This window comes from Pseudomonas sp. HP_08, from assembly GCF_055284095.1.
Map to the genome: position 1 here is coordinate 155233 of NZ_JBTOQC010000007.1, position 25484 is coordinate 180716.

Here is a 25484-nt window from a genome sequence, read left to right on the forward strand (position 1 = left end):
CCGGGTAATGTCTATTGCGTTCCACCAGTCGCTTTCTCAATGACTGGAAGAACTGCCCATGACTGCCACCGTGCTACAACCGCTGACGATTGAAACAATCAGCACCTATCAACTGTTTTTCAACATTGATCGTGCGCTGGGTATCGTTGCGTACTCTGTTTGTGCAGAAGGCACCTCGTGCACCGAGGCTGTCTCGCCGCAGAATCACTTCGATATCGCCAGGCGGGTGCTGATTCACTTGCTGGGCAATGACATCGGCTTCAGTAGCGCCAACCCCGCGCTGGTTGATGCGGCTCAAGAACACAAGCTGGCGCAGCTTTATCAAGGCGAAAAAGCCCGGCAGCTGTATGCCGATACGATGGATACCCCGCTATCCGAAATCACGCCCTGGCTGATGCACAGGTTTTTCGCACGCATTGCCTGGCTGGATGAGTCGGTGATCGCCAGCGAAGCGGCGCGTGCGCAGCAGCAGGATGTGCGCGACTGGATGATGCAGTTCAAGCGTGGCGGGCGCCTGATGCCGATCGGCGAGTGGATTGCACTCAGTAACGGTCGTGCGCTGTACAACGGCCTGTTTGCACCGCGCCATGAGGCCACGCGCCCGGCGCTGGATGTGCTGTGCGATGTGGTTGCGCCCCTGCTGCCGCCGGACGAATACCACGACAAGGCCGTGTCGGGCGCGTTTGCCAAGGCATTGGCTTCGCTCGCGACATGGCGGGCGATCTTTTCCGACCTGAAGGCGATTCCCGAGGCCGCGTGTCCCGACAGCCGCCTGCAACTCGATACCCTGACGCCGACGTCCATCGACAGCCGGGCCGGCTTTTTGCGCAAGGTCGCGGTGTATGTGCTCAACCCTGGCGATGAGGAGTGGCTGGCGGTTGCCATCGCCAGCGCGCGTCAGGCGCCGGGCCTGCAGATACTGTCGCTGGCGAGCGCCCTGCATGTGCAACATGCGCGGCTGAAGTTCGAGCCGGCCATGGCGCTGGCCACATTGCTGTTGCGGCCGGGGCTGCAGTTGGGGCTGCAGTTGGGGATTGAGCCGACGGAGACGTTGCCCACGGCCCGGACCCTGAATGTGCAGGTGCCGGCGCTTGAGACCTGGAGCCCGCTGCGTAACGCCAATGAGCTGTTCCGCCAGGCCGGTGTCGGTGTGCTGTGCCGGCCCGACGGCGCGGCGAACGTGCTGCGCTGGCCAGCCGCGCGCACCTGGCAGATGTTGATGCAGACCACTCAGTTTGCCGCCGTGTTTACACCATTGTTGACGCACATGCAGTGGTACACCGGCGGGCCGCAGCAACACGCCTCGGCGCAGGTTACCCAGGCGCTGGCAGGCCGTGCCGTGGTGGATTACTTTCTGGGCGCGACGCCGGCCTTTGCCGAACCGCTGGCAATCACATTACGCGGCGCGTGGCTCGCCGATTACAGCCATGCAGAACTGTGCACCAGGATTCGTGCCGATATTCAGGCCCGCCAGCCCGATGCTTCATCAAGCACTCTGGCGCTGCTGTATTACCTGTTGCTGCGCGAAACGCTGCCGGAGCTGCTGGTCGAAGACGTGCCCGATCACCTGCCATACGGGCGGTCGCTGCAAAGCGTGGCGTTGTTGCAGGGCGTGGCACTGGTTGAAGGCCTGCGCGAGGGGCAGCCGCTTGCACTGCGTTTCGATGACGTCATCAGCGTCAGTGCGGCCCTGACGCAATCGAGCGATCCCGGTGTTCACGCCTTGTGGGCCCGGACCCTGATCGTGCCGGCGCTGCGCTATGCCACTGCCCACGGCGCCATTGAATGGGCGGGTGCGGTGGATATTGATCGGGCCAGTGCTGCGCAAATCAGTCAGGCGCTGACCTCCCTCAAGGGCCAGCAAGTGCTGCATGCCCGCGAGCTGAATGCCTTGCTGTCGATAAGGCCGCCGGACCGCAAGCAACTGGCGCAGCACATGCTGACCGAGGCGCAGATGGATCGCCGAACGTGGGACCTTGCCATCAAGGTTGAGCATTGGCCCATTCTTCAGGAGCACGGCTTCACCCTCGCGGACACTTATTCCCTTGACCGCTTGCTGGCGGCAGGCCGCCCGCAGGCGACGATTGTCGAGCTGGTGATGATGGGCGAGGCCTACATGGCCGAAAAACCGACGGTACCCGAGGTCTACGCCAGCGCATTTGAGCTGTATCGGCACGCGCTGCTGGAGGCACAAGGTCCGGTTATCAGCCGTCTTTTGTCCGAAATGAGCCCGGGCAATCGCACGGTGCTGCTGGGCTCGACCTGCGAAGTGAGCCGGGTGCTGTTCGATAAAGAGCAAGGCGCCCAAGGGTTGTTTGTCCGCTGCCAGCCGGGCGACCATCGGACTGATTTTCATGACCATACGGTTGCTGACGAAGTGTTCCTGGAAATCATTCCGGCCAGTGGCGTCGTGCGCCGGGTTGTTCAGCGCTTTGATTACAGGCCCAGGCTGGACCACGGCTTTAGCGGCAATATCGTCGAAACCGTTGAAAAGGACCGGCGAAATGCCAGGCGCAAAGCCGATGCCTTGGTGACCCCTTTATTGCCCTTCGACAGCGATGGTTATCTGCAAGGCGCAGCCTCTCGTGCCTCTACGGTTTATCCACACCCGCTCAAAGGCACGTTGATTCCTTGCGCCGAGCTGATTTATTCCCCGCAGGGCAGTGAGCAAACCCGGCTCGATGCCTTTGCCCGCATTGGCGCCGCGCATTTGCTGGCGACGTTTGTGGAGCAGACCCGCTTCAACCACCGCCATGAAACCCAATGGGAGCAGGTCTGGGCGCAAGAGCGTGCGTACGCGGACATGGCGGCACGTTTAACCCTTCCGTTCTACGGTTGCATCAGCGACCTTGCCGCCGGCAAGCATTCTGCGGGGGTGATCGTCGGCTGCGTAGTCGACGTCGCTTTTACGTTGATTCCGTTTGGCCAGTTTGCAGGCTCCACAGCGCGGATTGTGCTGCGCGCCGGTGAAATGAGCGTGCTGTCGGTGATCGAGTCGACCGGCAAGGCCGTCGGGCGCCTGATTGTCGGTATGGCAGAGCAGAGCGTGGTGTTTGCAGTGCGCGATGTCGGCAGGCTGGGGTTGAAACTGGGCGGGCTGGGCTGGGCGACGTTACTGGAAGAGGTGCCGGTGCTGAAGCGGCTGTTCTCTTCGGTCAGGGTGCCAAGGGGCGATGCCCGCCTGATCGTCCGCGCGGTGGTGGATGGCCGCCCCGATGTGGCTGTGTGCAATACCGGTACTGCCGAGGCGCCGGACTTCAGGCTGCTCGATCCTGAGTCCGGCAGCCCGTTCGGCAAACGCCTGACCCCGATTGCGCACGCAGAACCGCTGGAGTTTTCAGGCTTGTCGGCCGCCGACAGTATTGGCCCTGAGCGTTATCCGGCGGTCTTGCCGGTGACCTCCGGCGCCGAGGGCATGCATGAAATACGTATTGCTCAGGCGTGTCGGGTGCATGCCATCGAAAGAGAGGAAGGGGTATTCGATCTGCTCATCGATGGCCAGGTTTACCATCTGGATGCCAATGCGCCAGATGCCGCCTTGCGCAAGCTGTCGGTCGCCACGCTGTCTTCGCGCAGCGAGGGCCTGAGTGAAATCGGCAACCTGTGCAGGGTGCGCCGCAATCTGGAACCGGTGCCTTGCGCGACGGGTGTGAGGCTTGTCACGCCAACCCCCGAGCCCATTACAGCGGGTTCTCTTTCGCCCAAGCTCACCGGCAAATACCCAAGCCATGCCATGGATGCACGCGCTTTCACCCTGGCGCGGCTGTCTGCCAATGCCGGTGATGCCGTGCTGCAGGCGGATGTCTTTGTCTATGAAGGCAAGTTCTGCAAATGGGCCGAGCCGTCCGAGGCGATGGCCTCGGCGTCGATACACAGACCGGAAAACAAGCAGGTCGTCGCGCTGTCGGAGCAGGAGCGGGCGCTTTTCACGCTGCCTGAATCCCCGGACTATCTGCCGGTTCTGAAGGGCCAACTGGCCATCGATGGCGTGTTTGGTTTGCCGGAAAACTTTACCGGCTTCGACACCTCGACGATTTATGAATATGTCCCGGTCATCGAGCTTGGGCCGGTGGCTACAGGTATCGATGATGCCCGTACGTTACGCGGCATCCGGTTGCAGCCGACGGACGAGGACTGGATCTTCATCGAGCCCGACACGGGCGTCTTTTACAAAGCGCTTACGCCGAAAACGATCACCACCGACCTGCATTTTTCCCGTGTGACCGAGGCGGCTGAAATCAATGAATTCATTCGGCTGTCCGAGCAATACCGGCTGGTCCGGGAGCGGCCTGGAGTGGTCACCGATCAGAAGAACATTGCCCGGTTGCTGTTTGATCTGCTCGATGAGTCCGAGCGTGAACCGTGGCGCGTTTCCTGGGGCAAGGAGTTCATCACCTATGACGACTATGCCGCGATGTGCATCGCCAAGGGAGAGCCGAATGAGCTGATGAGGATTTCGATCAATATTCTGACAGGTGACGACATTCAGAAAAAATTCGTCGAGCTCGCCAGGCAAAGCATCCCGAACTTCAAGAAAGTTGCCGAGCGCACGGTGCCCGAGCAGCAACATATTATTGAAGTGCTTAACGCTCTGTTGCCGGTTCAGGATTCGACGTCGCCCTGGCAGGCACTGAGCCTGGCCACGATTTCAACGCCTCGCGCCATCCGCAATATCCTTGGGCAAATCAAAGGGGCCAACCTGTCTTTCGTGCAGGTCTATACCCAGGCCGAGGAGCGGGTGGTGTATTACGCATTGTCGGGCGGCGAGAAAGCCAGAAGCCTCAGGTTGCAGCTCGACAGTGCCGGGGGCAGCGAACAGGTCATCAATGGAGTGATCTTTCGCGATGCCCGGGCGCGCATGGCCGGTCGGCTGCCGGACCCTGCGTTTACCAGCTTGCCGGTGGTCAGAAGTGCCGATCAGGTCGTGGTGCGCGAGTTTGGCCGGCAACTCGATTCGGAGCGCCTGATTGCGACCGTGCTCAAGCAGGACATGGCGGCTACCCCATTGAGCCATATCAGGTTCTTTACCTTGCTGGACGCATGTCGCTCCTGTGGCGGGTTTGTCTTGCCGCGCCTGAAGCTCGATTTTCCTCAGGCGCAGTTCAGCGTGACGTATCTGAAGGATTACACCTTGTCCTGACGGCCATGGCGTGTGTTTATTGACGCTTGTTCATGACCCGATTGAGACCGTTGAGTGCTCATTTGCCAGTAACACTGCTAGGCTTGCTGCCCATTGCCCACCCGCCTTGATGATGCCGATGCTTGAACGCCTGTTGATCCTGAGCGCCCTGATGCTGGCTACCCAGACCGCAGCGGCAATCACTATCTATAAAACCACCAACGCCGATGGCGTGGTGTCGTTCAGCGACCGGCCAACCCCGGGCGCGGCGGTGATGGTGTTCAGGGACCGCATGGTCGAGCGCATCGAGCGCCAGGTGCATCTCGATGTGCGCAAGGACAAGGGCGCAGACAGCCTGTATGTGCGCAATGACCTGTATGCGCCGGTCGAGATCGAGCTGCGCCTGTCGGGGTTGAAGAACGTGCTGGGCGTCGAGGGCGAGTCGACGACCCTGCGCCGCACCGTGGCGGCGCGCAGCAACGAGCGGTTGCTGGTGCTCAGCCCTAAGCAGGCCGGTCAGCCCATGCGCTACAGCTCGAAACTGACCTCGACCCTCGGTGCCCCGAACCTGGCCATCAATGCCTACCGCTACCCGTTACCGTGGGTCGGCGGGCCGTTTCGGCTGACTCAGGGACCGGGCGGCAAATACAGCCATACCGACATCAAGGGCCGTTATGCGATGGACATCGCCATGCCCGAGGGCACGCCGATCATCGCGGCGCGCGGCGGTACGGTGGTCAAGATCGAAAACGACCAGAGCGGGCGCGGCTCCAACGCCTCGGGCAACTTTGTCCGGATCCTGCACGAGGACGGCACCATGGGCGTGTACCTGCACCTGATGCGCGGTTCGGTGGTGGTCAAGGAAGGCCAGCGGGTCAGCGTCGGCAACGCTTTGGCGCGCTCGGGCAATACCGGCAACAGCACCGGGCCCCATCTGCACTTTGTGGTGCAGCGCAATACTGGCCAGGCGCTGGTGTCGATCCCTTACGAGTTCGCCCAGCCCCTGCAGAACCTGCCCGACTTTGCGGTGGGCGGTAATTAATCCAGCTTGAGCACCTTGGCCAGGACGATTTTCGGGCCTTTCATCTTCTTGATGATGATGCGCAGGCCTTCGACTTCCATCTGCTCTTCTTCTTCGGGCACGCGCTTGAGCGAGTCGTAGATCAGGCCGGCCAGGGTTTCGGCCTCGATATGGTCAAGGTCGATGCCCAGCATGCGCTCGATCTTGAACAGCGGCGTGTCGCCACGCACCAGCAGTTTGCCGGGCTGGTAGGCGAGGATGCCGCGTTCGACCTTGCGGTGTTCGTCCTGGATATCGCCGACCAGCACTTCCAGCACGTCTTCCATGGTCAGGTAGCCGATCACCTTGCCGTCGGCTTCTTCGACCAGGGCAAAGTGCGCGCTGCCCTGACGGAACTGCTCCAGCAGGTGCGCCAGCGGCATGTGCCGCGAAACGCGCTCCAGCGGGCGGATCAGGTCGGCGAGGTTGAACGACTCGGGAATGTGCTCAAGGTCCGCCAGCTCCAGCAGCAGGTCCTTGATGTGCAGCAGGCCGACGAATTCGTTGCGCTCGGCGTCGAGCACCGGGTAGCGGCTGAATTTGTGCCGGCGAAACAGCGCGAGGATTTCCTTGAGCGGCGCATGGAAGTCCAGGGTGACCATGTCTTCGCGCGAATTGGCCCAGTCGACCACTTCCAGCTCGCCCATTTCCACCGCCGAGGCCAGCACGCGCATGCCCTGGTCGCTCGGGTCCTGGCCACGGCTGGAGTGCAGGATCAGTTTCAGTTCGTCGCGGCTGTAGCTGTGTTCGTGGTGCGGGCCGGGCTCGCCCTGGCCGGCGATGCGCAGGATGGCGTTGGCACTGGCGTTGAGCAGGTAGATGGCCGGGTACATCAGCCAGTAGAACAGGTACAGCGGCACCGCCGTCCACAGAGACAGCAGTTCGGGTTTGCGGATGGCCCAGGATTTGGGCGCCAGCTCACCGATCACGATGTGCAGGTAGGAAATGATGAAGAAGGCGGTAAAGAACGACACGGCCTTGATGATTTCCGGGGTGTCGACGCCGGCAGCGGCCAGCAGCGGCTCCAGCAGGTGGGCAAAGGCCGGTTCACCGACCCAGCCCAGGCCCAGCGAAGCCAGGGTGATGCCCAGCTGGCAAGCCGACAGGTAGGCGTCCAGTTGACCGTGTACCTTGCGCAGGATACTGCCGCGCCAGCCGTGTTTGCCAGCGATGGACTCGACCTTGGTCGAGCGCAGCTTGACCATGGCGAACTCGGCGGCCACGAAGAAGCCGTTGAGCAGTACCAGTACCAGAGCAAAGAGAATCATGCCGAAATCGGCGAAAATAGAAGCCAGATCGATAGCGGGGGAAGGGTCCATGATGGAGTTTTACAGTGTCCGTTTTGATCGAGAGAGGGCGTTTGACCTTTCAGCAAGTAAGGCCATGAGCAGGGCAATGTAGCGGCTGCGCATAAGTATGACAACGTGTATCAGAAATCGTCGAACTCATCGTCAAGGTCCGCCAGCTGGGCGGGCGCGAAGTGGCAGACAAAGACGCTGCCCTTGCCGGTGACGCTGTTGATCTCCAGGGTGCCGCGATGGCGCAGCAGCACGTGCTTGACGATGGCCAGGCCCAGGCCGGTGCCGCCGGTGTTGGAGGCGCGGCTGGTGTCGACCCGGTAGAAGCGTTCGGTAAGGCGTCCCAGGTGCTTGGTTTCGATGCCGATGCCTGAATCCTGCACGCTCAGGTGCGCGCCACGGATGTCGCGCCACCAGCGAATGCGGATCGTGCCGGCGGCGGGGGTGTATTTGACGGCATTGAAAATCAGGTTGGAGAACGCACTGCGCAGCTCGCTTTCACTGCCTTTGAGGCCCGTGTCGCTCTCGATGTCCAGGGTGATCTGGTGATTGTTGTTGCCCGACAGCGCCTGGGCATCGTGGGTAATGGTCTTGAGCAGGGCGTTGACCGCCACCGGCTGGCTGTCGGAGGGATAGTCGGTGGCTTCCAGTTTGGCCAGCAGCAGCAAGTCGTTGAGCAGGGTCTGCATGCGGCTGCCTTGCTGGTGCATCTGCTGCAAGGCGCGCACCCAGCGCGGGTTTACCTCTTCGCAGTTGTCGAGCAGGGTTTCCAGATAGCCAAAGATCACCGTCAATGGCGTGCGCAATTCATGCGATACGTTGGCCACGAAGTCTTTGCGCATCTGTTCCAGCAGGTGAATACGCGTGACATCGCGTACCAGCATCAGGTGCTCGTTGTTGCCGTAGCGGGTAATCAGCATCTGGATGCGGATGCGGTCGTTGCCGGGCGAGGGGATTTCCAGCGGCTCGGCATAGTTGCCTTGAGCGAAGTATTCCTTGAAGCGCGGATGGCGCACCAGGTTGGTCACCGGCTGGCCGCTGTCTTGCGGGGTCTTGAGGCCCAGCAGGGTTTCGGCGGCGCGGTTCCACCATTCAAGGTTGCCTTCGGCGTCGAGCATGATCACCGCATCGCGCAGGGCGGCGGTCGATTCCTGAACACGGTCGATGACCGCCTGCAGGCGCCCGCGCACGCGCTGGTCGCGGCGTTGCAGGTGATAAATGCTGTCGAACACATCGCCCCACAGGCCGTAGCCGTCCGGTGGCGGTTCGTCGGCCTTGTGGCTGCTCAGCCAGGCGTGCAGGCGCAGCAGTTGCTTGAGGGTCCAGGCCAGGTACAGGCCCAGCCCGACCGACAGGCTCCAGCCATATTCGCCGCTGATCAGGCCGACCACCAGGCAGACGGTCACCAACAGCAGCATGTGGCGGATCAGGGTGCCGTGCCAGTTCGGGTTCAATTAAAGGTACATCCTTGTCGGTACCGCAGTGCGAGCGGGGAACGGCGTTCAGCTCTTGGTCGAGAACCGGTAACCGGTGCCGCGCACGGTCTGCACCAGGTTTTCGTACGCATCGCCCAGCGCCTTGCGCAGGCGGCGGATGTGTACGTCAACGGTACGTTCTTCGACATAGACGTTTCCTCCCCAGACCTGGTCGAGCAACTGACCGCGGGTGTAGGCGCGTTCCTGGTGGGTCATGAAGAACTGCAACAGACGGTATTCGGTAGGGCCCATCTCGGCCGGCTTGCCGTCGATGGTCACGCGGTGGCTGATCGGGTCGAGCAGCAGGCCGCCGACTTCGATCGGCGCTTCTCCGTCGGTCGGGCCGGTGCGACGCAGCACGGCCTTGAGCCGGGCCACCAGTTCGCGTGGCGAGAACGGCTTGGTGATGTAGTCGTCGGCGCCGACTTCCAGGCCCTGGATCTTGTTGTCCTCTTCGCCTTTGGCGGTGAGCATGATGATCGGAATATCGCCGGTCAGCTCGTCACGCTTGAGGCGCCGGGCCAGCTCGATGCCCGAGGTGCCGGGCAGCATCCAGTCGAGCAGGATCAGGTCGGGTTTGCGGTCAATGATGATCGCGTGCGCCTGTTGCGAGTTTTCGGCTTCGATGCAGTCATAGCCGGCCATTTCCAACGCAACGGCGATCATTTCACGAATGGGCGCTTCGTCGTCAACGATCAGAATGCTCCTGCCAACCATGCTCGAACCTCTTGTCATTTAACTGTCTTGGGGCGCATTAGATAACGGAATTATTGCAGTCGTGTGACATCTGTCCATCGCCGGTGTTGTTCAACGCAACGCATAGTCGGCCACAATGCCAGCAAAGATCAGCAGCCCTGCCCAGTGGTTGTGCAGAAATGCCTTGAAACAAGCGTCCCGGTCGCGGGTCCGCGTGCTGTGCCATTGCCAGGCAAAACAGCCGGCCGCGCCCAGCAGGCCCAGATGAAAAGGCGTGCCCAGGCCGAAGCGGGCGCCGGCCAGCAGCAGGCATCCCAGGGCCAGGCCCTGCAAGGTCAGGATGATGGTGCGGTCGGCGTCGCCGAACAGCACGGCGGTGGATTTGACCCCGATCTTCAGGTCATCGTCGCGGTCGACCATCGCGTAATACGTGTCGTAAGCCACCGTCCACAGCAGGTTGGCGATGTACAGCAGCCAGGCAGCTGCCGGCAGGTCGCCGGTCTCGGCAGTGAACGCCATCGGCATGCCCCACGAGAACGCGGCGCCCAGTACCACTTGCGGGTAATAGGTGTAGCGCTTCATGAACGGGTAGCAGGCGGCCAGCGCCAGGCCGCCGAACGACAGCCAGATGGTTGTCGGGTTGGTCAGCAGCACCAGCAGAAAGCTCAAGGTCACCAGCACGGCGAACAGCACCAGCGCTTCTCGCGGGGTGATCTTGCCGCTGGCCAGCGGACGCTGCTGGGTGCGCTTTACATGGCCGTCGACCTTGCGGTCGGCAAAGTCGTTGATCACGCAACCGGCGGCGCGCATCAGGAACACGCCAATCACGAAAATCAGCACGTTGGCCAGCGACGGGCTGCCCTTGCCGGCAATCCACAGCGCCCAGAGCGTCGGCCACAGCAGCAGGTAAACGCCGATGGGCTTGTCGATGCGGGTCAACTGGACGAAGTCCCAGGCGCGGGGATTAAGGCGATTGAGGGATTTAAGCAGCGACAGGTACATCAGCGGTGGTCCTCGGTGTGGAGCGCATGCCAGAAAGCGGGCAAAAATACTTCGGCGACCAGAATGCTCAGGGCGCCGCGGCTAAAGCACGAGCGCCGTGCCCACAGGCCATCGATGCGGTCGGCATCCGGCAGCCACTGGCGTGGATACTCGCGCACCTGCAGCGGCCCGCGATCGAACGCCGGGTCGCTGAACAGCAGTTCGCCCAGCGAGCGGGTGCCCAGCTCATCCATGTGCAGGCCGCTGCCCAGCAAGGCATCACGCGCTGCCACGCTACGGGCGAAGACCCATTTTTCGCCTTGCCCGCGCAGGTACACCTCGCGCACCCAGCCCTGGCTGTCGGCAGGCAGGCCCAGGGCTGCGCATTCATCGTCGCGCAGGCTTTGCCAGCCTTCGAAGACCGGCGTGACACTGAAGCCGTTACTGGACAGGCGGGTCAGGCGACGGGTCAGGGAGTCCTGATTGAACAGCCAGTCGAGCGTCAAAGGCTCAGGCACTGGCGCCAGGCGTTCGCATTCGAGCCACTGATCGGGCAGGCAGGCAGAGGTAGGCTGGGTCACGGCAAGTCATGGGTGCTAATCATTGGGGCGCCGAGCTTAGCATGGCCGCTGCGGTCCCGGATTGCCGTGCCCCGACTGTCGCTTGTGTACCGTTGGGGAGATTGCCCGGTATTTTGTCGGCCAGGGCACGGTTTTATTTGAATATTCAGCCTACCCCCACTGGCGCGGGCCTTTGCGCCGTGCCATTCTGCGATTCGACTGCCGCTGCGAGGAGCCGCAGCGGTACCTGATTGCTGCTCGGATTGGGTAGCGCGGGACATAAAAACAAAAAACCGTACAAGAGGCTTAGTACATGCGTAAACCAGATCTAGCAGCCGCTATCGCTGAAAAAGCGGACCTCACCAAAGACCAGTCCACTCGCGTTCTCAACGCCATCCTTGAAGAAATCACCGGCGCACTGCACCAGAAGGACAGTGTCACCCTGGTTGGCTTCGGCACCTTCCTGCAACGCCATCGTGGCGCACGTACCGGCAAGAACCCGCAAACCGGCGAGCCGGTAAAAATCAAGGCCAGCAACACCGTGTCCTTCAAGCCTGGCAAGGCGCTCAAGGACAGCGTCAATCCCTGATCCGCTTCCTCGCCCGAGGCAGGGCGAGCAGCACGAAAAGAACGGGCATTCCGGTCATCTGGAATGCCCGTTTTTTTATGTTCAAAATCGCTTACGACAAAGTGGGAAAAATCCCACAAACATCTGTAATAAAACGCTTTTATTCACAGAAATGCCTGACTTTTTTCCTGAGTGTCTGCCCTTAAAGTGCGCGTCCGCTGCACCTCTTGAACGCCACATTACACTTGGGAAAAAAAATGAAAAAATTATGGATGTCTGCTGCTGTCATCACCCTGATCGCAACCACCAGCGGCTGCGTCAGCTACAACGTCAGCCAGCCTTCGGCCGCGCTTGAAGGCACCGTCAAGACCGACCTGAAGGCCGACATCAAAGTGGGCGGGCCGATCTCGGGCGAATCTTCGACCAATATTCTCTTCAACTTCCTGGCCTTCGGTGGCGACACCCAGTACGCCGATGGCGTGACCTACGGCGGCTCGGCAGGCGGTGGCCTGAACCTGGGTCTGCCAGACCCGGTCTCGACCACCAAGGCAGCGGCTGCTTACAAGGCAGTCAAGTCGTCGGGTGCCGACCTGATCGTGGCTCCACGTTATGAAGTGACGGTTCAGGACTACTTCATCTTCAAGAAGGTCGATGTGAAAGTGACCGGCAGCAAGGGCAATATCAACAGCATTCGTTGATTGTCCGGCGCCAGGTGTGGCCTTGTGCTGCGACTGGCGTCTTGAGGCTACGAAATGGCGGTTATCTGCGCTGAAAAGCGCAGGTAATGGCTGTGTCAAACCGCTAGACTGCCGGCGCTTGTCTTCTCTGGATGTTCGCCGAGGCAGTACTCATGAAATTTCGTTTTCTTCTCTGGGCGCTGGGCCTGCTCATGGCCCGAGCCAGTCGCAACAACCCCGACTTTCAACAGCAACTGGCCGACAAGGCGCTGACCTTCCAGTTGCAGACCGCCGACGGCAAGGTGGCGCGGCACTATATGGTGCGCGACCAGCGCGTGCGCAGTGCGGGCGGCCTGGCCAGCGATCCTGCGTTTACCATCGTCTTCAAGGATGCGGCCTATGGCCTGTCGACCCTGAATGCCAGTAACAAGCAGTTGGCGTTCATGCAGGGGATTCAGGACAAGCACATCCAGATCAAGGGCAACCCGGCGCTGGTGATCTGGTTCCAGGGCCTGACCCGCTATCTCAAGCCAAAGAAGAAAAAAACCGCCGCCTGATCAAGGACCTCAAGGCAATTGCAGGCCGCCAGCGGCTTTGTGCAGGGCGCGCAGGTGTTCGCTCATCTGCTTGAGGTTCTCTTCGCTGGCGCTGATCTCGGCCGCGCGTGCCGGCTCCAGCAGGGCACGCACTTCGCTGTCGAGGTCGCCGGTCAGGCGCTTGAGCTTTTTCTGCCGCTCGCTGCTTTGCGCTTCCAGTCGTTGCCATTCATCGGCTTGTGGCAAGCCATAACCGTCACTGCCGAGCAACTCGGCCGGGCGGCTGAGAAAGCCGCTGTTGGCGAGAATGTCCTGCAAGGTGCCGGTAGCGCGTGACACACGCCCGTCCTGTTGCTCACGAGCGGTCAGGTAGCGCTGCTTGACCTCGTCCTGGGCCAGCAGTAACTGGCGGCGCAGGCTGGCCTGCTCCAGCAGCAGGATGGCGGCGCTGGTGCGCAGGTCGGCGCGGGCGAACCATTGGCGGCGCTCGCTGGCTGGTTGCTGCAGCCAGTCCTCGACAGCGTTTTGCTGGATCGGCAGGTTTTTCTTCAGTACCGCGAACATGGCCTGGTAACGGTCGCGGTACGAGTCGAAGCGGTATCCCAGGCGCAGCGCTTCCTTGGGGTTGTCGAGTACGCTGGTGTCGGCCAGGCCGCGTCCCTTGAGCACTTCAAGCAGACCGTTGGGCAGAATGCTGTCCAGCGCGGTCAGCTCAGGGTTATAGGTGCCGCTGCGCAACAGTTTCAGCGTTTCGACCGCACAGTTATTGGACAGGAAATAGTAGTCGCCGTCGTAGCTCCAGTGCATTTCGGCCGAGTGCTCCACCAGGCTGTCGATCTCCTGGCGTGACAGCTTCAGCGGCACCGAGGCCAGGCTGCGCAGTTCGGTCTTGGTGTATTCGTCGATCACCTGCGCCAGCGGCAGCACGAACAGCCGCGAAGGGTAGGCGCCGGTCAGGCCGTCCCAGCTCGACAGTTGCACATCGCCGACAAATGCCCGGTACGACAGCACCAGGTGCTGGTCCAGGTCCAGGCGACAATCCGGGCCACGCGGCCGGCCCGGTTTGCAGATCACCAGGCGCAGCATGCTGTGGCCCCAGCGGCTCATCATGTTCTGGTTGGCTTCGGCCAGCAGGTAATCCACGGCGTAGACCCGCTCGGGGTCCAGCTTGCCCAGCGGTTCGCGGCCAAAATCGTTGCCGGCGTTCAGGTAGGGATAATACGTCGGGCAGTCTTGTTGCTTGGCCGGCGCCCAGTCGAACTGCTCCTTGTACCAGCGATACAACGCCGGGCGGCGGCAGGCATAGGCCGGGTCGAGGAGAAAATACTCCATGTTGACCGCAACGAATTCCAGCGGGCTGCTCAGCTCATAGCTGTCCGGGCTGCGCACGCCCTGGCCGTTGTTCTGCTCGCGCTCACCGCGGCGGCCGACATACTGTTGCCAGCCGGCAAGGTCCAGCAGGCGCGGGTCGTCGCTCAAGGTGAAGCGCCGTTCGGTTTGCCCGCGACACTCATCGGCCAGGCCGACCTTGCCCAGCGAACTGTGCTGGCGGGCACAGCGCACGATCAGCGTGCGTTGCGCGGCCGGCCACAGGCGAGCGCGATCATAGACGTGGGTCAGTTCATGCAGCACGGTGGCCAGCAGCTCGCGGCGCACGGTGCCATGCGGGCGACCGGTCTGCGCAGTGGCGGCCGAGCCGTCGGTCAGCGAAGGCAGCAAGCGGCTATTGAGGTACAGCTGATACGGCCCGGCCGCCTGACCGTAGGCATTGGCGGGCATGTCGGCAGACCAGCTGACCTGAATGCGCCGGTCCAGGCTCTGGATCAGGCGCGGGGGCAGCGCCTGCAAGGCCTCATCGAGCAGCGTCTGGCTGGCCTGGCGCTGGGCCGGGCTTAGCGGGTCGCCTTGCAGGTTCAACTGCAAGTCGGCAAATGCCGGCAGCGTCGCCAGGCTTAGTGCACAGCCCAGCAGCCAGACGCCAAGGCGCCTCACAGGGCGAGGATGGCTTCGGCCAGGGTCTGATCGCTCGCGGTGCGGGCTTCGGGGACGCGGTTGCGCAGGGTGTCAAAGGCAGCGTCCAGGCGCGCGCCATGAATATCACCGCCGCTGGCCACATAACTGGCCGCATCGTCGCGGGCCTGCTGCACGACCTTGGAGTCGCGGATCGAGGTGGTGGTGTCGGAGGTGAAATCGATGGTACGGCCAAAGGCACGCACGATGATGTTACTGGTGGCCACCACAGTCTGTGCCTGGGCCACATCCACCAGCAACAGCATGCCCAGGGTCGCGGCGATCAACGGGGTGCGCATGTAAGTCTCCACTACACAAGAATAAAGTGATTATTGGACGAGGATTGCCTGTGCCAGTTCAAGGTCGCTGGCACGAAGTTTTGTATCGCGCTGGCGCAGCAACTGCAGGGCCGATTCAAGCTGCGCACCACGCAGTTGACCGTTGCTGGCGACAAAGGCCGCCGCGTCGTCGCGGGCCGCCAGAATCAGCTTGTTGTCGAACGGTGCAGAAGTGACCTGGCTGGTGACGTAGCCGCTGATGACCACGCCCTGAGTGCTGGTGTCGAACGCCTGGGCCTGGCCGATAAACATCAGGCTGGCCAGGGTCGCCAGAAACGACAGGTGCAATAAACGCATAAGTGTTCGATATGAATGGCAAAACGAGGCCCAAGGCTAGCGCAATGCCTTGGGCAGAGCTACCCCGCCGAATGGCGGGGCAGAGCGGGTCAAAGGGCCAGAATGGCTTCGGCCAGTTGGGTGTCGCTGGCTTGCAGGGTCGGTTGCTGCTGGCGGATGTGGTTCAGCGCGCCTTCCAGGCGTGCGCCACGGATTTCACCGGCGCTGCCGACGAAGCTGGCGGCGTCGTCACGGGCGGCGCGCACGATCTTGTCGTCACGCAGCGACGAACTGATATCGGAGGTGGCGTCGGTGGAGGCGGCCACCGCGCCGACCAGGGTATCGGTGGTCACGACGAAGCTGCTTGCATGGGCGCTGGCAGCAGCGGTCAACAGCACGGCAGTACCAAGAATTCGCAGAAAGGACATGATGGAGTTCCGTCTAGATGAATGAAGCGGTCTTCAAAAGGTGGTTGCTAGCCTATCGCAGGTGATTGCCGGGTGCTATCGCAGCGGATGGCCAGTGGCATATAACAGTTTTATTGGTTTTTATATTTATTGAAACTGTACTTGTCTGTAGCCATTCCGGCGATCAGAAACGACAAAGCCCGTCAGCAGTTGCCTGCGACGGGCTTTGGGGAGATTCGGTGGACTGGAAGGTGGCCTTCAGGCCTGCTCCAGTACGCGCCGTATCAACGCCAGAACGGTTTGCTCAGTTCTTCGTAGCGCTGGGATTCGCTGATACCGGCGTCAGCCAGCAGGCGAGTGTCCAGACGAGCCAGTTGACGGCGGCTCGACAGGCGACGTTGCCACAGCATCAGGGTCGCGAAGGCGCGCAGAGGCAGGGCAGACTGGTTGGAAACGGTGCTTTCGTTGAACAGCTCGGAACTGACTGTACGTTCCATGGTGTGACTTCCTTCCGCTTGTGGCGGGATTAGAGATTGGCTTGACTGGTGCCTATCTTCCTCTCGTTCAGTCGATCTCTACAGACACAGTTCATTTGTATTGTGAGAGTTCAGTTAACTGTTTATGGGCACTGTTTTGTTCATAAATGGGGCGACTGTACTGGTCTGCACGTTAATGGTGCATTTTTACTCGCGCGGGTCGCGAATCTGTCATTTAAAGACGGTTTTAGACCAGTACAGAAGTACAGTTTTTGTCAGTGGGCTGTTTCAGTTTTACAGTCAGGTGCAAAAAGTATCTTGCACCTGTGCAACTGTGTTCTTCAGGCGGGCAACATGCGTCCTGTCTCTTCCAGGTTGATGTGCCACTTTAGTGCTTCGCGCAGCAAATGCGGGGTATGACCTCCCAGTTGACTGGCGCCCGCGAAGTAATCGTTGAGCGCTTCGCGGTAGGCGGGGTGTACACAGTTGTCGATGATGACCCGTGCCCGCTCGCGCGGTGCCAGACCGCGCAGATCGGCCAGGCCTTGCTCGGTGACCAGGATGTCGACGTCATGCTCGGTATGGTCGACATGGCTGACCATCGGCACCACGCTGGAAATGGCGCCGCCCTTGGCGATCGACTTGGTGACAAAGATCGCCAGGTGCGCGTTGCGCGAAAAGTCTCCCGAACCACCGATGCCGTTCATCATCCGCGTGCCGCACACATGGGTGGAGTTGACGTTGCCGTACAGGTCGAACTCCAGCGCGGTGTTGATGCCGATGATGCCCAGGCGGCGGATCACTTCCGGGTGGTTGGATATTTCCTGCGGGCGCAGCACCAGCCGTGACTTGTAGCGGTTGAAGTCGGCAAACACTTGCGCGTGCTTGGGCGCCGACAGGGTCATGGAACTGCCCGAGGCGAAGTCGAGCTTGCCGGCGTCGAACAGGTCGAAGGTCGAGTCTTGCAGCACCTCGGAGTACATGGTCAGGTTTTTGAACGGCGAATCCAGCAGGCCGTGCATGACCGCGTTGGCGATGGTGCCGATGCCGGCTTGCAGGGGCATCAGGCTTTCTGTCAGGCGCTGGGCGCGCACTTCGCTTTTGAAGAACTCGACCAGGTGATTGGCGATGGCCTGGGTCTCGACATCCGGTGGCAGCACCGTGGACGGCGAGTCGGGCTGGTCACTGATGACGATGCCGATGATTTTCGCAGGGTCGATCTTCACGGCCGTGCTGCCAATGCGCGAGTCGGCTTCCAGCACCGGAATCGGCAGGCGCGTCGGGCGGTAGCTGGGGATATAGACGTCGTGCAGGCCTTCAAGCTCCAGCGGCTGCGACAGGTTGATCTCGACGATCACCTGTTTGGCAAGAATGGCGAAGCTGGCCGAGTTGCCGACCGAGGTGCTCAGCACCAGATGGCCTTCTTCGGTGATGGCTACACACTCGATGACCGCCAGGTCCACCGCCTTGATCTGCCGGTTGCGCAGTTGCTCGACGGTGTCGGACAGGTGCTGGTCGATGAACATGACGTCGCCTGCATTGATGGCCTTGCGCAGGGTGCTGTCGACCTGAAAGGGCATGCGCCGCGACAGCACGCCGGCTTCGGTCAGTTGCTTGTCCAGATCGTTGCCCAGGCTGGCGCCGGTCATCAGGCTGATCTTCAGCGGCGAGAGGCGGGCGCGTTCGGCCAGCGCGTGGGGCACCGCCTTGGCTTCACCGGCGCGGGTGAAGCCGCTCATGCCGACAGTCATGCCGTCTTCAATCAGGCCTGCGGCATCAGCCGCGCTCATTACCTTGCCCATCAGGCTCGGCATGCGGATACGGTCACGGTACATATTTTATTGTCTCGGGGTGCAAGAGAGCGCCAAGTCTAGTGGCTGGACGACGCTTCGTCCCCCGACCAAGGTCGTATTCGAGGGCTCTAATTAGCGGCTTTCAGAGCAAAACACTGTTACAGCAGGCGTAAAAAAGCCCCGGGCTGCAAGCAGGCCGGGGCTTTTTCAAGCGTTCTGGATCAGTGCGCTTCGACCGCCTTGACCATGTCTTCGATGACCTTCTTGGCGTCGCCGAAGACCATCATGGTCTTGTCCAGATAGAACAGTTCGTTGTCCAGGCCGGCATAGCCGCTGGCCATCGAGCGCTTGTTGACGATGATGGTCTTGGCTTTATAAGCCTCCAGAATCGGCATGCCGGCGATCGGCGACGCGGGATCGTTCTTCGCTGCCGGGTTGACCACGTCGTTGGCACCCAGCACCAGCACCACGTCGGCCTGGCCGAACTCGGAGTTGATGTCTTCCATCTCGAAAACCTGGTCATAAGGCACTTCGGCCTCGGCCAGCAGCACGTTCATGTGCCCCGGCATGCGCCCGGCCACCGGATGGATCGCGTACTTCACGGTGACGCCGTGGTGCACCAGCTTCTCGGTCAGCTCTTTGAGCGCGTGCTGGGCACGGGCCACGGCCAGGCCGTAGCCGGGCACGATGATGACGGTGTCGGCATTGGTCAGCAGGAACGTGGCATCGTCTGCCGAGCCCGACTTGACCGGCCGCTGTTCCTTGCTGCCGCCTGCGGCTCCGGTATCGGCCGCTGCACCAAAGCCGCCGCCGATGACATTGAAGAACGAGCGGTTCATGGCCTTGCACATGATGTACGAGAGGATCGCGCCGCTGGAGCCGACCAGGGAGCCGGCGATGATCAGCATCGAGTTGTTCAGCGAGAAGCCGATGCCCGCTGCTGCCCAGCCCGAATAACTGTTGAGCATCGACACCACCACCGGCATGTCGGCGCCGCCGATGGGGATGATCAGCAGGACACCGATCACGAAGGCCAGCACCAGCATGATGGCGAAGGCGGTGAGGTTGCCGCTGAACATATAGGTCAGGCCGAAGAACAGCGTGGCCAGGCCCAGCACCAGATTGAGCTTGTGCTGGCCGGCGAACTGTACCGGTGCGCCCTGGAACAGGCGGAACTTGTACTTGCCCGACAGCTTGCCGAAGGCGATCACCGAACCCGAGAAGGTCACCGCACCAATGGCGGCGCCGAGGAACAGCTCCAGACGGTTACCGACCGGAATGGCGTCGCCCAGCTGGGCAACGATGCCCAGCGATTGCGGTTCGACCACGGCGGCAATGGCGATGAACACCGCCGCCAGGCCGATCATGCTGTGCATGAAGGCCACCAGCTCCGGCATCTTGGTCATTTCGACGCGCTTGGCCATGATCGAGCCGGCGGTGCCGCCGACCAGCAGGCCAATGAGGATGTAGCCGATGCCGGCGCTGGTGCCCACGGTGCTGGCCAGCTTGTAGACCAGGCCGATGGTGGTCAGCACCGCAAGGCCCATGCCGAGCATGCCGAACAGGTTGCCGCGCCGCGACGTGGTCGGGTGCGACAGACCCTTGAGTGCCTGGATGAAGCACACCGCTGAAATCAGATAAAGCAGGGTGACGAGGTTCATGCTCATTTCTGCACCTCGTCCTTGGCCTTGGCTTTCTTCTTGAACATTTCCAGCATGCGCCGGGTGACCAGGAAGCCACCGAAGACGTTGACCGCCGCCAGCGCCACGGCCAGGGTGCCCATGGTCTTGCCCAGCGGCGTGACGGTCAGTGCAGCGGCGAGCATGGCGCCGACGATCACGATGGCGCTGATGGCGTTGGTCACGGCCATCAGCGGGGTGTGCAGGGCCGGGGTGACGTTCCACACCACGTGGTAACCCACATAGATGGCCAGAACGAAAATGATCAGGTTGTAGATACCGGGGGAGATCAGCTCTTGCATGGTGATTGTTCTCAGCCGTTTTTGCGGATGACCTGGCCGTCGCGGCACATAAGGCACGCGGCGACGATGTCGTCTTCGAGGTTGATCGAGAGCTGGCCGTCCTTGTCGAACAGCAGCTTCATGAAGTCCAGCAGGTTGCGCGCATACAGCGCCGAGGCATCGGCGGCCACCAGTGCCGGCAGGTTGGTGTGGCCGACGATGGTCACGCCGTGCTCGACCACGACCTGGTCGGCCACGGTCAGCGGGCAGTTACCGCCCTGGGCGGCGGCAAGGTCGATGACCACCGAGCCTGGCTTCATCTGCGCCACGGTGTCGACGCTGAGCAGCACCGGCGCCTTGCGGCCGGGAATCAGTGCGGTGGTGATGACGATGTCCGACTGTCTGGCGCGCTCGTGTACGGCAAGGGCCTGGCGCTGCATCCAGCTGGCGGGCATGGGCCGGGCGTAACCACCGACGCCTTCGGCGCATTCGCGCTCTTCATCGGTCTCGTAGGGCACATCGATGAACTTGGCACCCAGCGACTCGATCTGCTCGCGCACCGCCGGGCGCACATCGGAGGCTTCGACCACCGCGCCCAGGCGCTTGGCCGTGGCGATGGCCTGCAGGCCGGCAACGCCGGCACCGAGAATCAGCACGCGGGCAGCCTTCACGGTGCCGGCGGCGGTCATCAGCATCGGCATGAAACGCGGGTAGTGGTGCGCGGCCAGCAGCACCGACTTGTAGCCGGCAATGTTGGCCTGCGACGACAGCACGTCCAGGCTTTGTGCGCGAGAGGTGCGCGGTGCCGCTTCCAGGGCGAAGGCGGTGATGCCGCGCTCGTTCATCCGGGCGATGGTGTCGTTGCTGAACGGGTTGAGCATGCCGATCAGCAGCGTGCCGGGCTTGATCAGCGTCAGCTCTGCGTCGCTGGGCGGGGTCACCTTGAGAATCAGCTGCGCCGCGAACGCCTCGTTGGCGCTGCCGATCACAGCCCCGGCGGTCGTATAGGCACTGTCCGGGACGCCGGCATGAATACCGGCGCCGCTTTGTACGGTCAGCGTATGGCCCTGGCCGATCAGTTTCTTGATGGTTTCCGGGGTGGCGGCCACCCGGGTTTCGCCCGCATGGGTTTCAAGAGGAACACCAATGTGCACGGCAAGTCTCCTGCGCGATCTTTCTTCTTCATGAGTGGGCCAACGGACTGCGGCAGGTTCGGCGTTGGCAGTGTGCTGACAACGTGTCTGTGGCCCTGCAGGCCAGGCGCGGCGCATTGTGCAGGTGAGAATAGCGGGCCTTCAACACATTCTGTAACGAGACTGGAAATTAACTACAAGTCATGCTGTGACCTATTGTCGCAACTAATCGGCCAATGCCTTTATCTGTAAGGGCTGTAGCTAATTCCATTAAGTTAATGTGGGAAAGAATATTTTTTCATTCAGGGCCGGATTTGAATGATTAAACAGTCTGAAAGCCACGTAAATAAAGGGGTTAAGGACTTTTGTATGATGACCGGACGACAGTTTTAAAATAGCGACAAATAGTTATATCTGTAGTGCTTTTAAAGTCTCTGCTACCGGGTTTCGTCCCGCTCCTGCGGCAATCTGTAGCGTTGCGCCTGGTCGATCAGCCAGTTGCGGAAGGCCTGCAGCGATACAGTCTCGGTTTTACGCTCCGGAATCATCAAGTGATAGGCCTTGATGCTCGTCAGTGCATGCGGGTTGGCGATCATCAGGCGCTGTTCCTGCAGTTCGCGCTGAATAAGGAACGGCGGGATCAGCGCGATGCCCATTTCGTGCATGGCGGCCTGGGCCAGCATGGAGAATAGCTCGTAGCGCGGGCCGGTCATGTCGCGGGGTATTTGTAACTGACGATCGTTGAACCATTGGCGCCAGGCATAAGGCCGAGTGGTCTGTTGCAGCAGCGGCAGTTCGGCGATCTGCCCGGCGCTTAACTCGCTCAAGCCTTTGAGCAGCGCCGGGCTGCATACCGGCATGGGGTTTTCGCCCATCAGCCGATAAGCCTGGGTGCCGGGCCAGTCGGCATCGCCAAAGTAGATGGCCGCATCGAAGTCGGTGTCGGCGAACAGGAACGGGCGGGTGCGGTTGGTCAGGTTGACGGTGACTTCCGGGTGACGCAGCTGGAAGTCCTTGAGCCTGGGCAGCAGCCATTGAGTGCCGAAGGTCGGCACGACGGCAAGCTCGATCACGCTGGCGCCTTGCTGGCCCATGATCGACAGCGTGTCGCGCTCTACGGCATCGAGCTGCGAGGCGACGCGGCGGCTGTACGAAAGCCCGGCATCGGTGAGCTTCACCCCGCGGCGGGAACGCTTGAACAACTCGATGCCAAGAAATTGCTCCAGGCTGCCGATCTGCCGGCAGATGGCGCTCTGGGTCAGGGACAGCTCCTGGGCGGCCTTGGTAAAGCTCTCATGGCGAGCGGCCGATTCGAAACTGACCAGTGCGGCTGTGCTGGGGATTTTGCGGCGCATATACCAAGTCCTCACTGGTTTGATGGGTAATCAGCCGCCCGGCTGTATTACGGAGTGAGAAATTAGCACAACAGCTTGCGTAATCGTCGTTTGTCCGGCGTGCGATGCGCGACTAGTCTTGTGGCACAACATTGGTTTTCTGGGTGAGGCATCAACCATGAGTGGCAAGGCAAGCTTTAACTGGATCGATCCCCTGTTGCTGGATCAGCAACTGACTGAAGAAGAGCGCATGGTCCGTGACAGCGCCGAGCAGTTCGCCAGGGACAAGCTGGCGCCACGCGTGCTTGAAGCCTTTCGCCATGAGCAGACCGACCCACGGATCTTCCGTGAGATGGGCGAGATTGGCCTGCTGGGCGCGACCATTTCCGAAGCTTACGGCGGCAGCGGCCTCAATTATGTGTGCTATGGGCTGATTGCCCGTGAAGTGGAGCGCGTCGACTCGGGCTATCGCTCGATGATGAGCGTGCAGTCATCCCTGGTCATGGTGCCAATCAACGAGTTCGGTACTGAAGCCCAGAAACAGAAGTACCTGCCCAGGCTGGCCTCTGGCGAGTGGATCGGCTGTTTTGGCCTGACCGAGCCCAACCATGGTTCCGATCCGGGCTCCATGGTGACCCGTGCGCGCAAGGTGGACGGCGGCTATCGCCTGAGCGGCGCCAAGACGTGGATCACCAACAGCCCTATCGCCGATGTGTTCGTGGTGTGGGCCAAGGATGATGCCGGCGACATTCGCGGCTTCGTTCTGGAGAAGGGCTGGGCCGGGCTCAGTGCGCCGGCCATTCACGGCAAGGTCGGCTTGCGGGCTTCGATCACCGGCGAGATCGTCATGGACAGCGTCTTTGTGCCTGAAGAGAACATCTTCCCGGATGTGCGCGGCTTGAAAGGTCCGTTCACCTGCCTTAACTCGGCGCGTTATGGCATTTCCTGGGGCGCGCTGGGCGCGGCGGAATCCTGCTGGCACACCGCACGGCAATACACGCTGGACCGTCAGCAGTTCGGTCGGCCGTTGGCGGCCAATCAGTTGATCCAGAAGAAACTCGCCGACATGCAGACCGAAATCACTCTGGCTCTGCAAGGTTGCCTGCGCCTGGGGCGCATGAAGGATGAGGGCACGGCGGCGGTCGAGATCACCTCGATCATGAAGCGCAATTCCTGCGGCAAGGCGCTGGAGGTTGCGCGGCTGGCGCGCGACATGCTGGGCGGCAACGGCATCAGCGATGAGTTCGGCGTGGCCCGGCACCTGGTCAACCTGGAAGTGGTGAATACCTATGAAGGTACTCACGATGTGCATGCGCTGATTCTGGGGCGCGCGCAGACCGGTATTCAGGCCTTCTATTAATAGACGCACAAGGAGGGCTGGCCATGGGCGCGCTGTCGCATGTTCGAGTGCTGGATTTGTCGCGGGTTCTGGCCGGCCCTTGGGCAGGGCAGATCCTGGCAGACCTGGGTGCCGATGTGATCAAGGTCGAGCGCCCGGTCAGTGGCGACGATACCCGCGCCTGGGGGCCGCCCTTTTTGAAGGATGTCGCTGGAGAAAATACCAGCGAGGCGGCGTATTACCTGTCGGCCAATCGCAATAAGCAGTCGGTGACCATCGACTTCACGCGTACCGAGGGCCAGGCACTGGTGCGCGAGCTGGTGATGCGCTCCGATATCCTCATTGAGAACTTCAAGGTGGGCGGGCTGGCGGCGTATGGCCTGGACTACGCATCGCTGAAGGCGATCAACCCTCGATTGATCTATTGCTCCATCACCGGGTTCGGGCAGACCGGGCCTTACGCCAAGCGTCCTGGCTACGACTTCATGATTCAGGGCCTGGGCGGGCTGATGAGCCTGACCGGGCGTGCGGAGGCCGAAGAGGGTGCGGGGCCGGTCAAGGTCGGCGTGGCGTTGACCGATATTCTGACCGGACTGTATTCGAGCACGGCGATTCTGGCGGCACTGGCGCATCGCGATCAGAGCGGTGAAGGTCAATACATTGATATGGCGCTGCTGGATGTGCAGGTGGCATGCCTGGCCAACCAGGCGATGAATTACCTGAGCACGGGCGTGGCGCCGCGCCGGCTGGGCAATGCACATCCCAATATCGTGCCGTATCAGGATTTCCCGACCGCCGATGGCGACTTCATCCTGACGGTGGGCAACGACAGCCAGTTCAGGAAGTTCGCTGAGGTGGCAGGTCGGCCCGAGTGGGCCGATGATCCGCGTTTCAAGAGCAATACATTGCGGGTTGCGCACCGTGCCGAGCTGATTCCCCTGATTCGCCAGGTGACGGTGTTCAAGACCACGGTGCAGTGGGTGGTTGAGCTGGAGGCGGCCGGCGTGCCGTGTGGGCCCATCAACGATCTGGCCCAGGTGTTCGCGGATCCTCAGGTCGTGGCACGCGGACTGGCGATCGAGTTGCCTCACGCATTGGGCGGAACAGTGCCGCTGGTGGCCAGCCCGATACGGTTGTCTGAAACGCCTGTGCAGTATCGGCGAGCGCCACCTTTATTGGGTGAGCATACGCAGGCTGTGCTGCGCGATGTCCTGGGTATGAGTGATGAGGCAATAGCTGTACTGCGTGAGGCGCAGGTTCTGTAGCGGCTTTCTATAGGCCTTCTATATAGAAGGAATCGATATCAGGGGCTGTAGGCAGTTAATTTCACAATATTGAAATTAAGTGTTGACGCCCCGTCTCAGCGCTCTATAATGCGCACCATTCCCGCCGCGGAAGAAACTGAAAACTCCTTGAAGATCAACGAGTTAGATGTGAAAACGGCGAGG

22 protein-coding genes are annotated in these 25484 nt (G+C 61.4%); 7 read left to right on the forward strand and 15 right to left on the reverse strand.

The genetic code is table 11. From position 1 onward, the window contains the following. Nucleotides 1-58 precede the first annotated feature (58 nt). On the forward strand, nucleotides 59-5140 hold the full coding sequence (locus ACYAS9_RS08640) for a deaminase domain-containing protein (protein ID WP_463567888.1): 5082 nt from the start codon (nucleotides 59-61) through the stop codon (nucleotides 5138-5140). A 118-nt stretch (nucleotides 5141-5258) separates the two neighbouring features. After that, on the forward strand, nucleotides 5259-6161 hold the full coding sequence (locus tag ACYAS9_RS08645; RefSeq protein ID WP_463567889.1) for a peptidoglycan DD-metalloendopeptidase family protein: 903 nt from the start codon (nucleotides 5259-5261) through the stop codon (nucleotides 6159-6161). Here the strand turns inward: ACYAS9_RS08645 and ACYAS9_RS08650 are convergent. The 5 genes from ACYAS9_RS08650 to ACYAS9_RS08670 form a co-directional block, all read right to left on the reverse strand. Further along, a complete protein-coding gene (locus ACYAS9_RS08650; RefSeq protein ID WP_463567890.1) occupies nucleotides 6158-7498 on the reverse strand; it encodes a hemolysin family protein in 1341 nt (446 codons plus the stop codon). The two genes, ACYAS9_RS08645 and ACYAS9_RS08650, sit on opposite strands and share 4 nt — an antisense overlap. Nucleotides 7499-7608: 110 nt before the next feature. Continuing rightward, complete coding sequence (phoR, locus tag ACYAS9_RS08655; protein ID WP_463567909.1) at nucleotides 7609-8895, reverse strand: phosphate regulon sensor histidine kinase PhoR; 1287 nt, start codon at nucleotides 8893-8895, stop codon at nucleotides 7609-7611. 84 nt (nucleotides 8896-8979) lie between these two features. Next, nucleotides 8980-9669: a phosphate regulon transcriptional regulator PhoB gene (gene phoB / locus ACYAS9_RS08660; RefSeq protein WP_056840848.1), complete on the reverse strand. Its 690-nt coding sequence runs from the start codon at nucleotides 9667-9669 to the stop codon at nucleotides 8980-8982. 90 nt (nucleotides 9670-9759) lie between these two features. Beyond that, complete coding sequence (gene ubiA / locus ACYAS9_RS08665; RefSeq protein ID WP_463567891.1) at nucleotides 9760-10650, reverse strand: 4-hydroxybenzoate octaprenyltransferase; 891 nt, start codon at nucleotides 10648-10650, stop codon at nucleotides 9760-9762. Continuing rightward, the gene (locus tag ACYAS9_RS08670) at nucleotides 10650-11210 is read right to left on the reverse strand and encodes a chorismate--pyruvate lyase family protein (RefSeq protein WP_463567892.1); all 561 of its coding nucleotides are present in this window, start codon (nucleotides 11208-11210) and stop codon (nucleotides 10650-10652) included. Before ACYAS9_RS08670 ends, ubiA begins: the two co-directional genes overlap by 1 nt. A gap of 292 nt (nucleotides 11211-11502) precedes the next feature. On the opposite strand from ACYAS9_RS08670, the gene ACYAS9_RS08675 reads away from it, so the two are divergent. The 3 genes from ACYAS9_RS08675 to ACYAS9_RS08685 all read left to right on the forward strand — a co-directional run bounded on the left by ACYAS9_RS08675 (nucleotide 11503) and on the right by ACYAS9_RS08685 (nucleotide 12991). Continuing rightward, complete coding sequence (locus ACYAS9_RS08675) at nucleotides 11503-11778, forward strand: HU family DNA-binding protein (protein ID WP_459745749.1); 276 nt, start codon at nucleotides 11503-11505, stop codon at nucleotides 11776-11778. Nucleotides 11779-12014: 236 nt separating this feature from the next. Further along, nucleotides 12015-12455: a hypothetical protein gene (locus ACYAS9_RS08680; protein ID WP_463567893.1), complete on the forward strand. Its 441-nt coding sequence runs from the start codon at nucleotides 12015-12017 to the stop codon at nucleotides 12453-12455. 152 nt (nucleotides 12456-12607) lie between these two features. Then, nucleotides 12608-12991 carry a helicase gene (locus tag ACYAS9_RS08685; protein ID WP_463567894.1) on the forward strand — a complete coding sequence of 128 codons (384 nt, stop codon included), beginning with the start codon at nucleotides 12608-12610 and terminating at the stop codon, nucleotides 12989-12991. A gap of 9 nt (nucleotides 12992-13000) precedes the next feature. Here ACYAS9_RS08685 and ACYAS9_RS08690 read toward each other — a convergent pair whose 3' ends face one another. The 10 genes from ACYAS9_RS08690 to ACYAS9_RS08735 all read right to left on the reverse strand — a co-directional run bounded on the left by ACYAS9_RS08690 (nucleotide 13001) and on the right by ACYAS9_RS08735 (nucleotide 22718). Further along, nucleotides 13001-14962: a DUF7844 domain-containing protein gene (locus ACYAS9_RS08690; RefSeq protein ID WP_463567895.1), complete on the reverse strand. Its 1962-nt coding sequence runs from the start codon at nucleotides 14960-14962 to the stop codon at nucleotides 13001-13003. Then, nucleotides 14959-15279, reverse strand: coding sequence for a DUF2388 domain-containing protein (locus ACYAS9_RS08695; RefSeq protein WP_463567896.1), 321 nt, complete (start codon nucleotides 15277-15279; stop codon nucleotides 14959-14961). Before ACYAS9_RS08695 ends, ACYAS9_RS08690 begins: the two co-directional genes overlap by 4 nt. A gap of 30 nt (nucleotides 15280-15309) precedes the next feature. After that, on the reverse strand, nucleotides 15310-15615 hold the full coding sequence (locus ACYAS9_RS08700; RefSeq protein WP_463567897.1) for a DUF2388 domain-containing protein: 306 nt from the start codon (nucleotides 15613-15615) through the stop codon (nucleotides 15310-15312). Nucleotides 15616-15704: 89 nt separating this feature from the next. After that, nucleotides 15705-16022 (reverse strand): DUF2388 domain-containing protein, encoded by a 318-nt coding sequence (locus ACYAS9_RS08705; RefSeq protein ID WP_463567898.1) that lies wholly within the window; start codon nucleotides 16020-16022, stop codon nucleotides 15705-15707. A gap of 263 nt (nucleotides 16023-16285) precedes the next feature. Then, nucleotides 16286-16498, reverse strand: a complete 213-nt coding sequence (locus tag ACYAS9_RS08710) for a DUF1127 domain-containing protein (RefSeq protein ID WP_459745741.1) — start codon at nucleotides 16496-16498, stop codon at nucleotides 16286-16288. Nucleotides 16499-16818: 320 nt separating this feature from the next. Beyond that, complete coding sequence (locus tag ACYAS9_RS08715; RefSeq protein WP_463567899.1) at nucleotides 16819-18312, reverse strand: acetyl-CoA hydrolase/transferase family protein; 1494 nt, start codon at nucleotides 18310-18312, stop codon at nucleotides 16819-16821. Nucleotides 18313-18491: 179 nt separating this feature from the next. Further along, on the reverse strand, nucleotides 18492-19937 hold the full coding sequence (locus ACYAS9_RS08720; RefSeq protein WP_463567900.1) for an NAD(P)(+) transhydrogenase (Re/Si-specific) subunit beta: 1446 nt from the start codon (nucleotides 19935-19937) through the stop codon (nucleotides 18492-18494). Next, nucleotides 19934-20251 carry an NAD(P) transhydrogenase subunit alpha part 2 gene (locus tag ACYAS9_RS08725; RefSeq protein ID WP_459745738.1) on the reverse strand — a complete coding sequence of 106 codons (318 nt, stop codon included), beginning with the start codon at nucleotides 20249-20251 and terminating at the stop codon, nucleotides 19934-19936. Before ACYAS9_RS08725 ends, ACYAS9_RS08720 begins: the two co-directional genes overlap by 4 nt. 11 nt (nucleotides 20252-20262) lie before the next feature. Next, nucleotides 20263-21384: a Re/Si-specific NAD(P)(+) transhydrogenase subunit alpha gene (locus tag ACYAS9_RS08730; protein ID WP_463567901.1), complete on the reverse strand. Its 1122-nt coding sequence runs from the start codon at nucleotides 21382-21384 to the stop codon at nucleotides 20263-20265. Nucleotides 21385-21800: 416 nt separating this feature from the next. Further along, complete coding sequence (locus tag ACYAS9_RS08735) at nucleotides 21801-22718, reverse strand: LysR family transcriptional regulator (protein ID WP_463567902.1); 918 nt, start codon at nucleotides 22716-22718, stop codon at nucleotides 21801-21803. A gap of 157 nt (nucleotides 22719-22875) precedes the next feature. Here ACYAS9_RS08735 and ACYAS9_RS08740 point away from each other — a divergent pair, with 157 nt between their 5' ends. Both ACYAS9_RS08740 and ACYAS9_RS08745 read left to right on the forward strand, forming a co-directional pair. Continuing rightward, the gene (locus ACYAS9_RS08740) at nucleotides 22876-24057 is read left to right on the forward strand and encodes an acyl-CoA dehydrogenase (RefSeq protein WP_463567903.1); all 1182 of its coding nucleotides are present in this window, start codon (nucleotides 22876-22878) and stop codon (nucleotides 24055-24057) included. Nucleotides 24058-24080: 23 nt separating this feature from the next. After that, nucleotides 24081-25301, forward strand: a complete 1221-nt coding sequence (locus ACYAS9_RS08745) for a CaiB/BaiF CoA transferase family protein (protein WP_463567904.1) — start codon at nucleotides 24081-24083, stop codon at nucleotides 25299-25301. The last annotated feature ends 183 nt before the right edge of the window (nucleotides 25302-25484 follow it).

Coding starts and splice junctions, on each gene's coding strand:
- ACYAS9_RS08640 (WP_463567888.1), top strand. CDS start 59: ATGACTGCCACCGTGCTACAACCGCTGACGATTGAAACAATCAGCACC.
- ACYAS9_RS08645 (WP_463567889.1), top strand. CDS start 5,259: ATGCTTGAACGCCTGTTGATCCTGAGCGCCCTGATGCTGGCTACCCAG.
- ACYAS9_RS08650 (WP_463567890.1), bottom strand. CDS start 7,498: ATGGACCCTTCCCCCGCTATCGATCTGGCTTCTATTTTCGCCGATTTC.
- phoR (WP_463567909.1), bottom strand. CDS start 8,895: ATGCTGCTGTTGGTGACCGTCTGCCTGGTGGTCGGCCTGATCAGCGGC.
- phoB (WP_056840848.1), bottom strand. CDS start 9,669: ATGGTTGGCAGGAGCATTCTGATCGTTGACGACGAAGCGCCCATTCGT.
- ubiA (WP_463567891.1), bottom strand. CDS start 10,650: ATGTACCTGTCGCTGCTTAAATCCCTCAATCGCCTTAATCCCCGCGCC.
- ACYAS9_RS08675 (WP_459745749.1), top strand. CDS start 11,503: ATGCGTAAACCAGATCTAGCAGCCGCTATCGCTGAAAAAGCGGACCTC.
- ACYAS9_RS08680 (WP_463567893.1), top strand. CDS start 12,015: ATGAAAAAATTATGGATGTCTGCTGCTGTCATCACCCTGATCGCAACC.
- ACYAS9_RS08685 (WP_463567894.1), top strand. CDS start 12,608: ATGAAATTTCGTTTTCTTCTCTGGGCGCTGGGCCTGCTCATGGCCCGA.
- ACYAS9_RS08695 (WP_463567896.1), bottom strand. CDS start 15,279: ATGCGCACCCCGTTGATCGCCGCGACCCTGGGCATGCTGTTGCTGGTG.
- ACYAS9_RS08700 (WP_463567897.1), bottom strand. CDS start 15,615: ATGCGTTTATTGCACCTGTCGTTTCTGGCGACCCTGGCCAGCCTGATG.
- ACYAS9_RS08705 (WP_463567898.1), bottom strand. CDS start 16,022: ATGTCCTTTCTGCGAATTCTTGGTACTGCCGTGCTGTTGACCGCTGCT.
- ACYAS9_RS08710 (WP_459745741.1), bottom strand. CDS start 16,498: ATGGAACGTACAGTCAGTTCCGAGCTGTTCAACGAAAGCACCGTTTCC.
- ACYAS9_RS08715 (WP_463567899.1), bottom strand. CDS start 18,312: ATGTACCGTGACCGTATCCGCATGCCGAGCCTGATGGGCAAGGTAATG.
- ACYAS9_RS08720 (WP_463567900.1), bottom strand. CDS start 19,937: ATGAGCATGAACCTCGTCACCCTGCTTTATCTGATTTCAGCGGTGTGC.
- ACYAS9_RS08725 (WP_459745738.1), bottom strand. CDS start 20,251: ATGCAAGAGCTGATCTCCCCCGGTATCTACAACCTGATCATTTTCGTT.
- ACYAS9_RS08735 (WP_463567902.1), bottom strand. CDS start 22,718: ATGCGCCGCAAAATCCCCAGCACAGCCGCACTGGTCAGTTTCGAATCG.
- ACYAS9_RS08740 (WP_463567903.1), top strand. CDS start 22,876: ATGAGTGGCAAGGCAAGCTTTAACTGGATCGATCCCCTGTTGCTGGAT.
- ACYAS9_RS08745 (WP_463567904.1), top strand. CDS start 24,081: ATGGGCGCGCTGTCGCATGTTCGAGTGCTGGATTTGTCGCGGGTTCTG.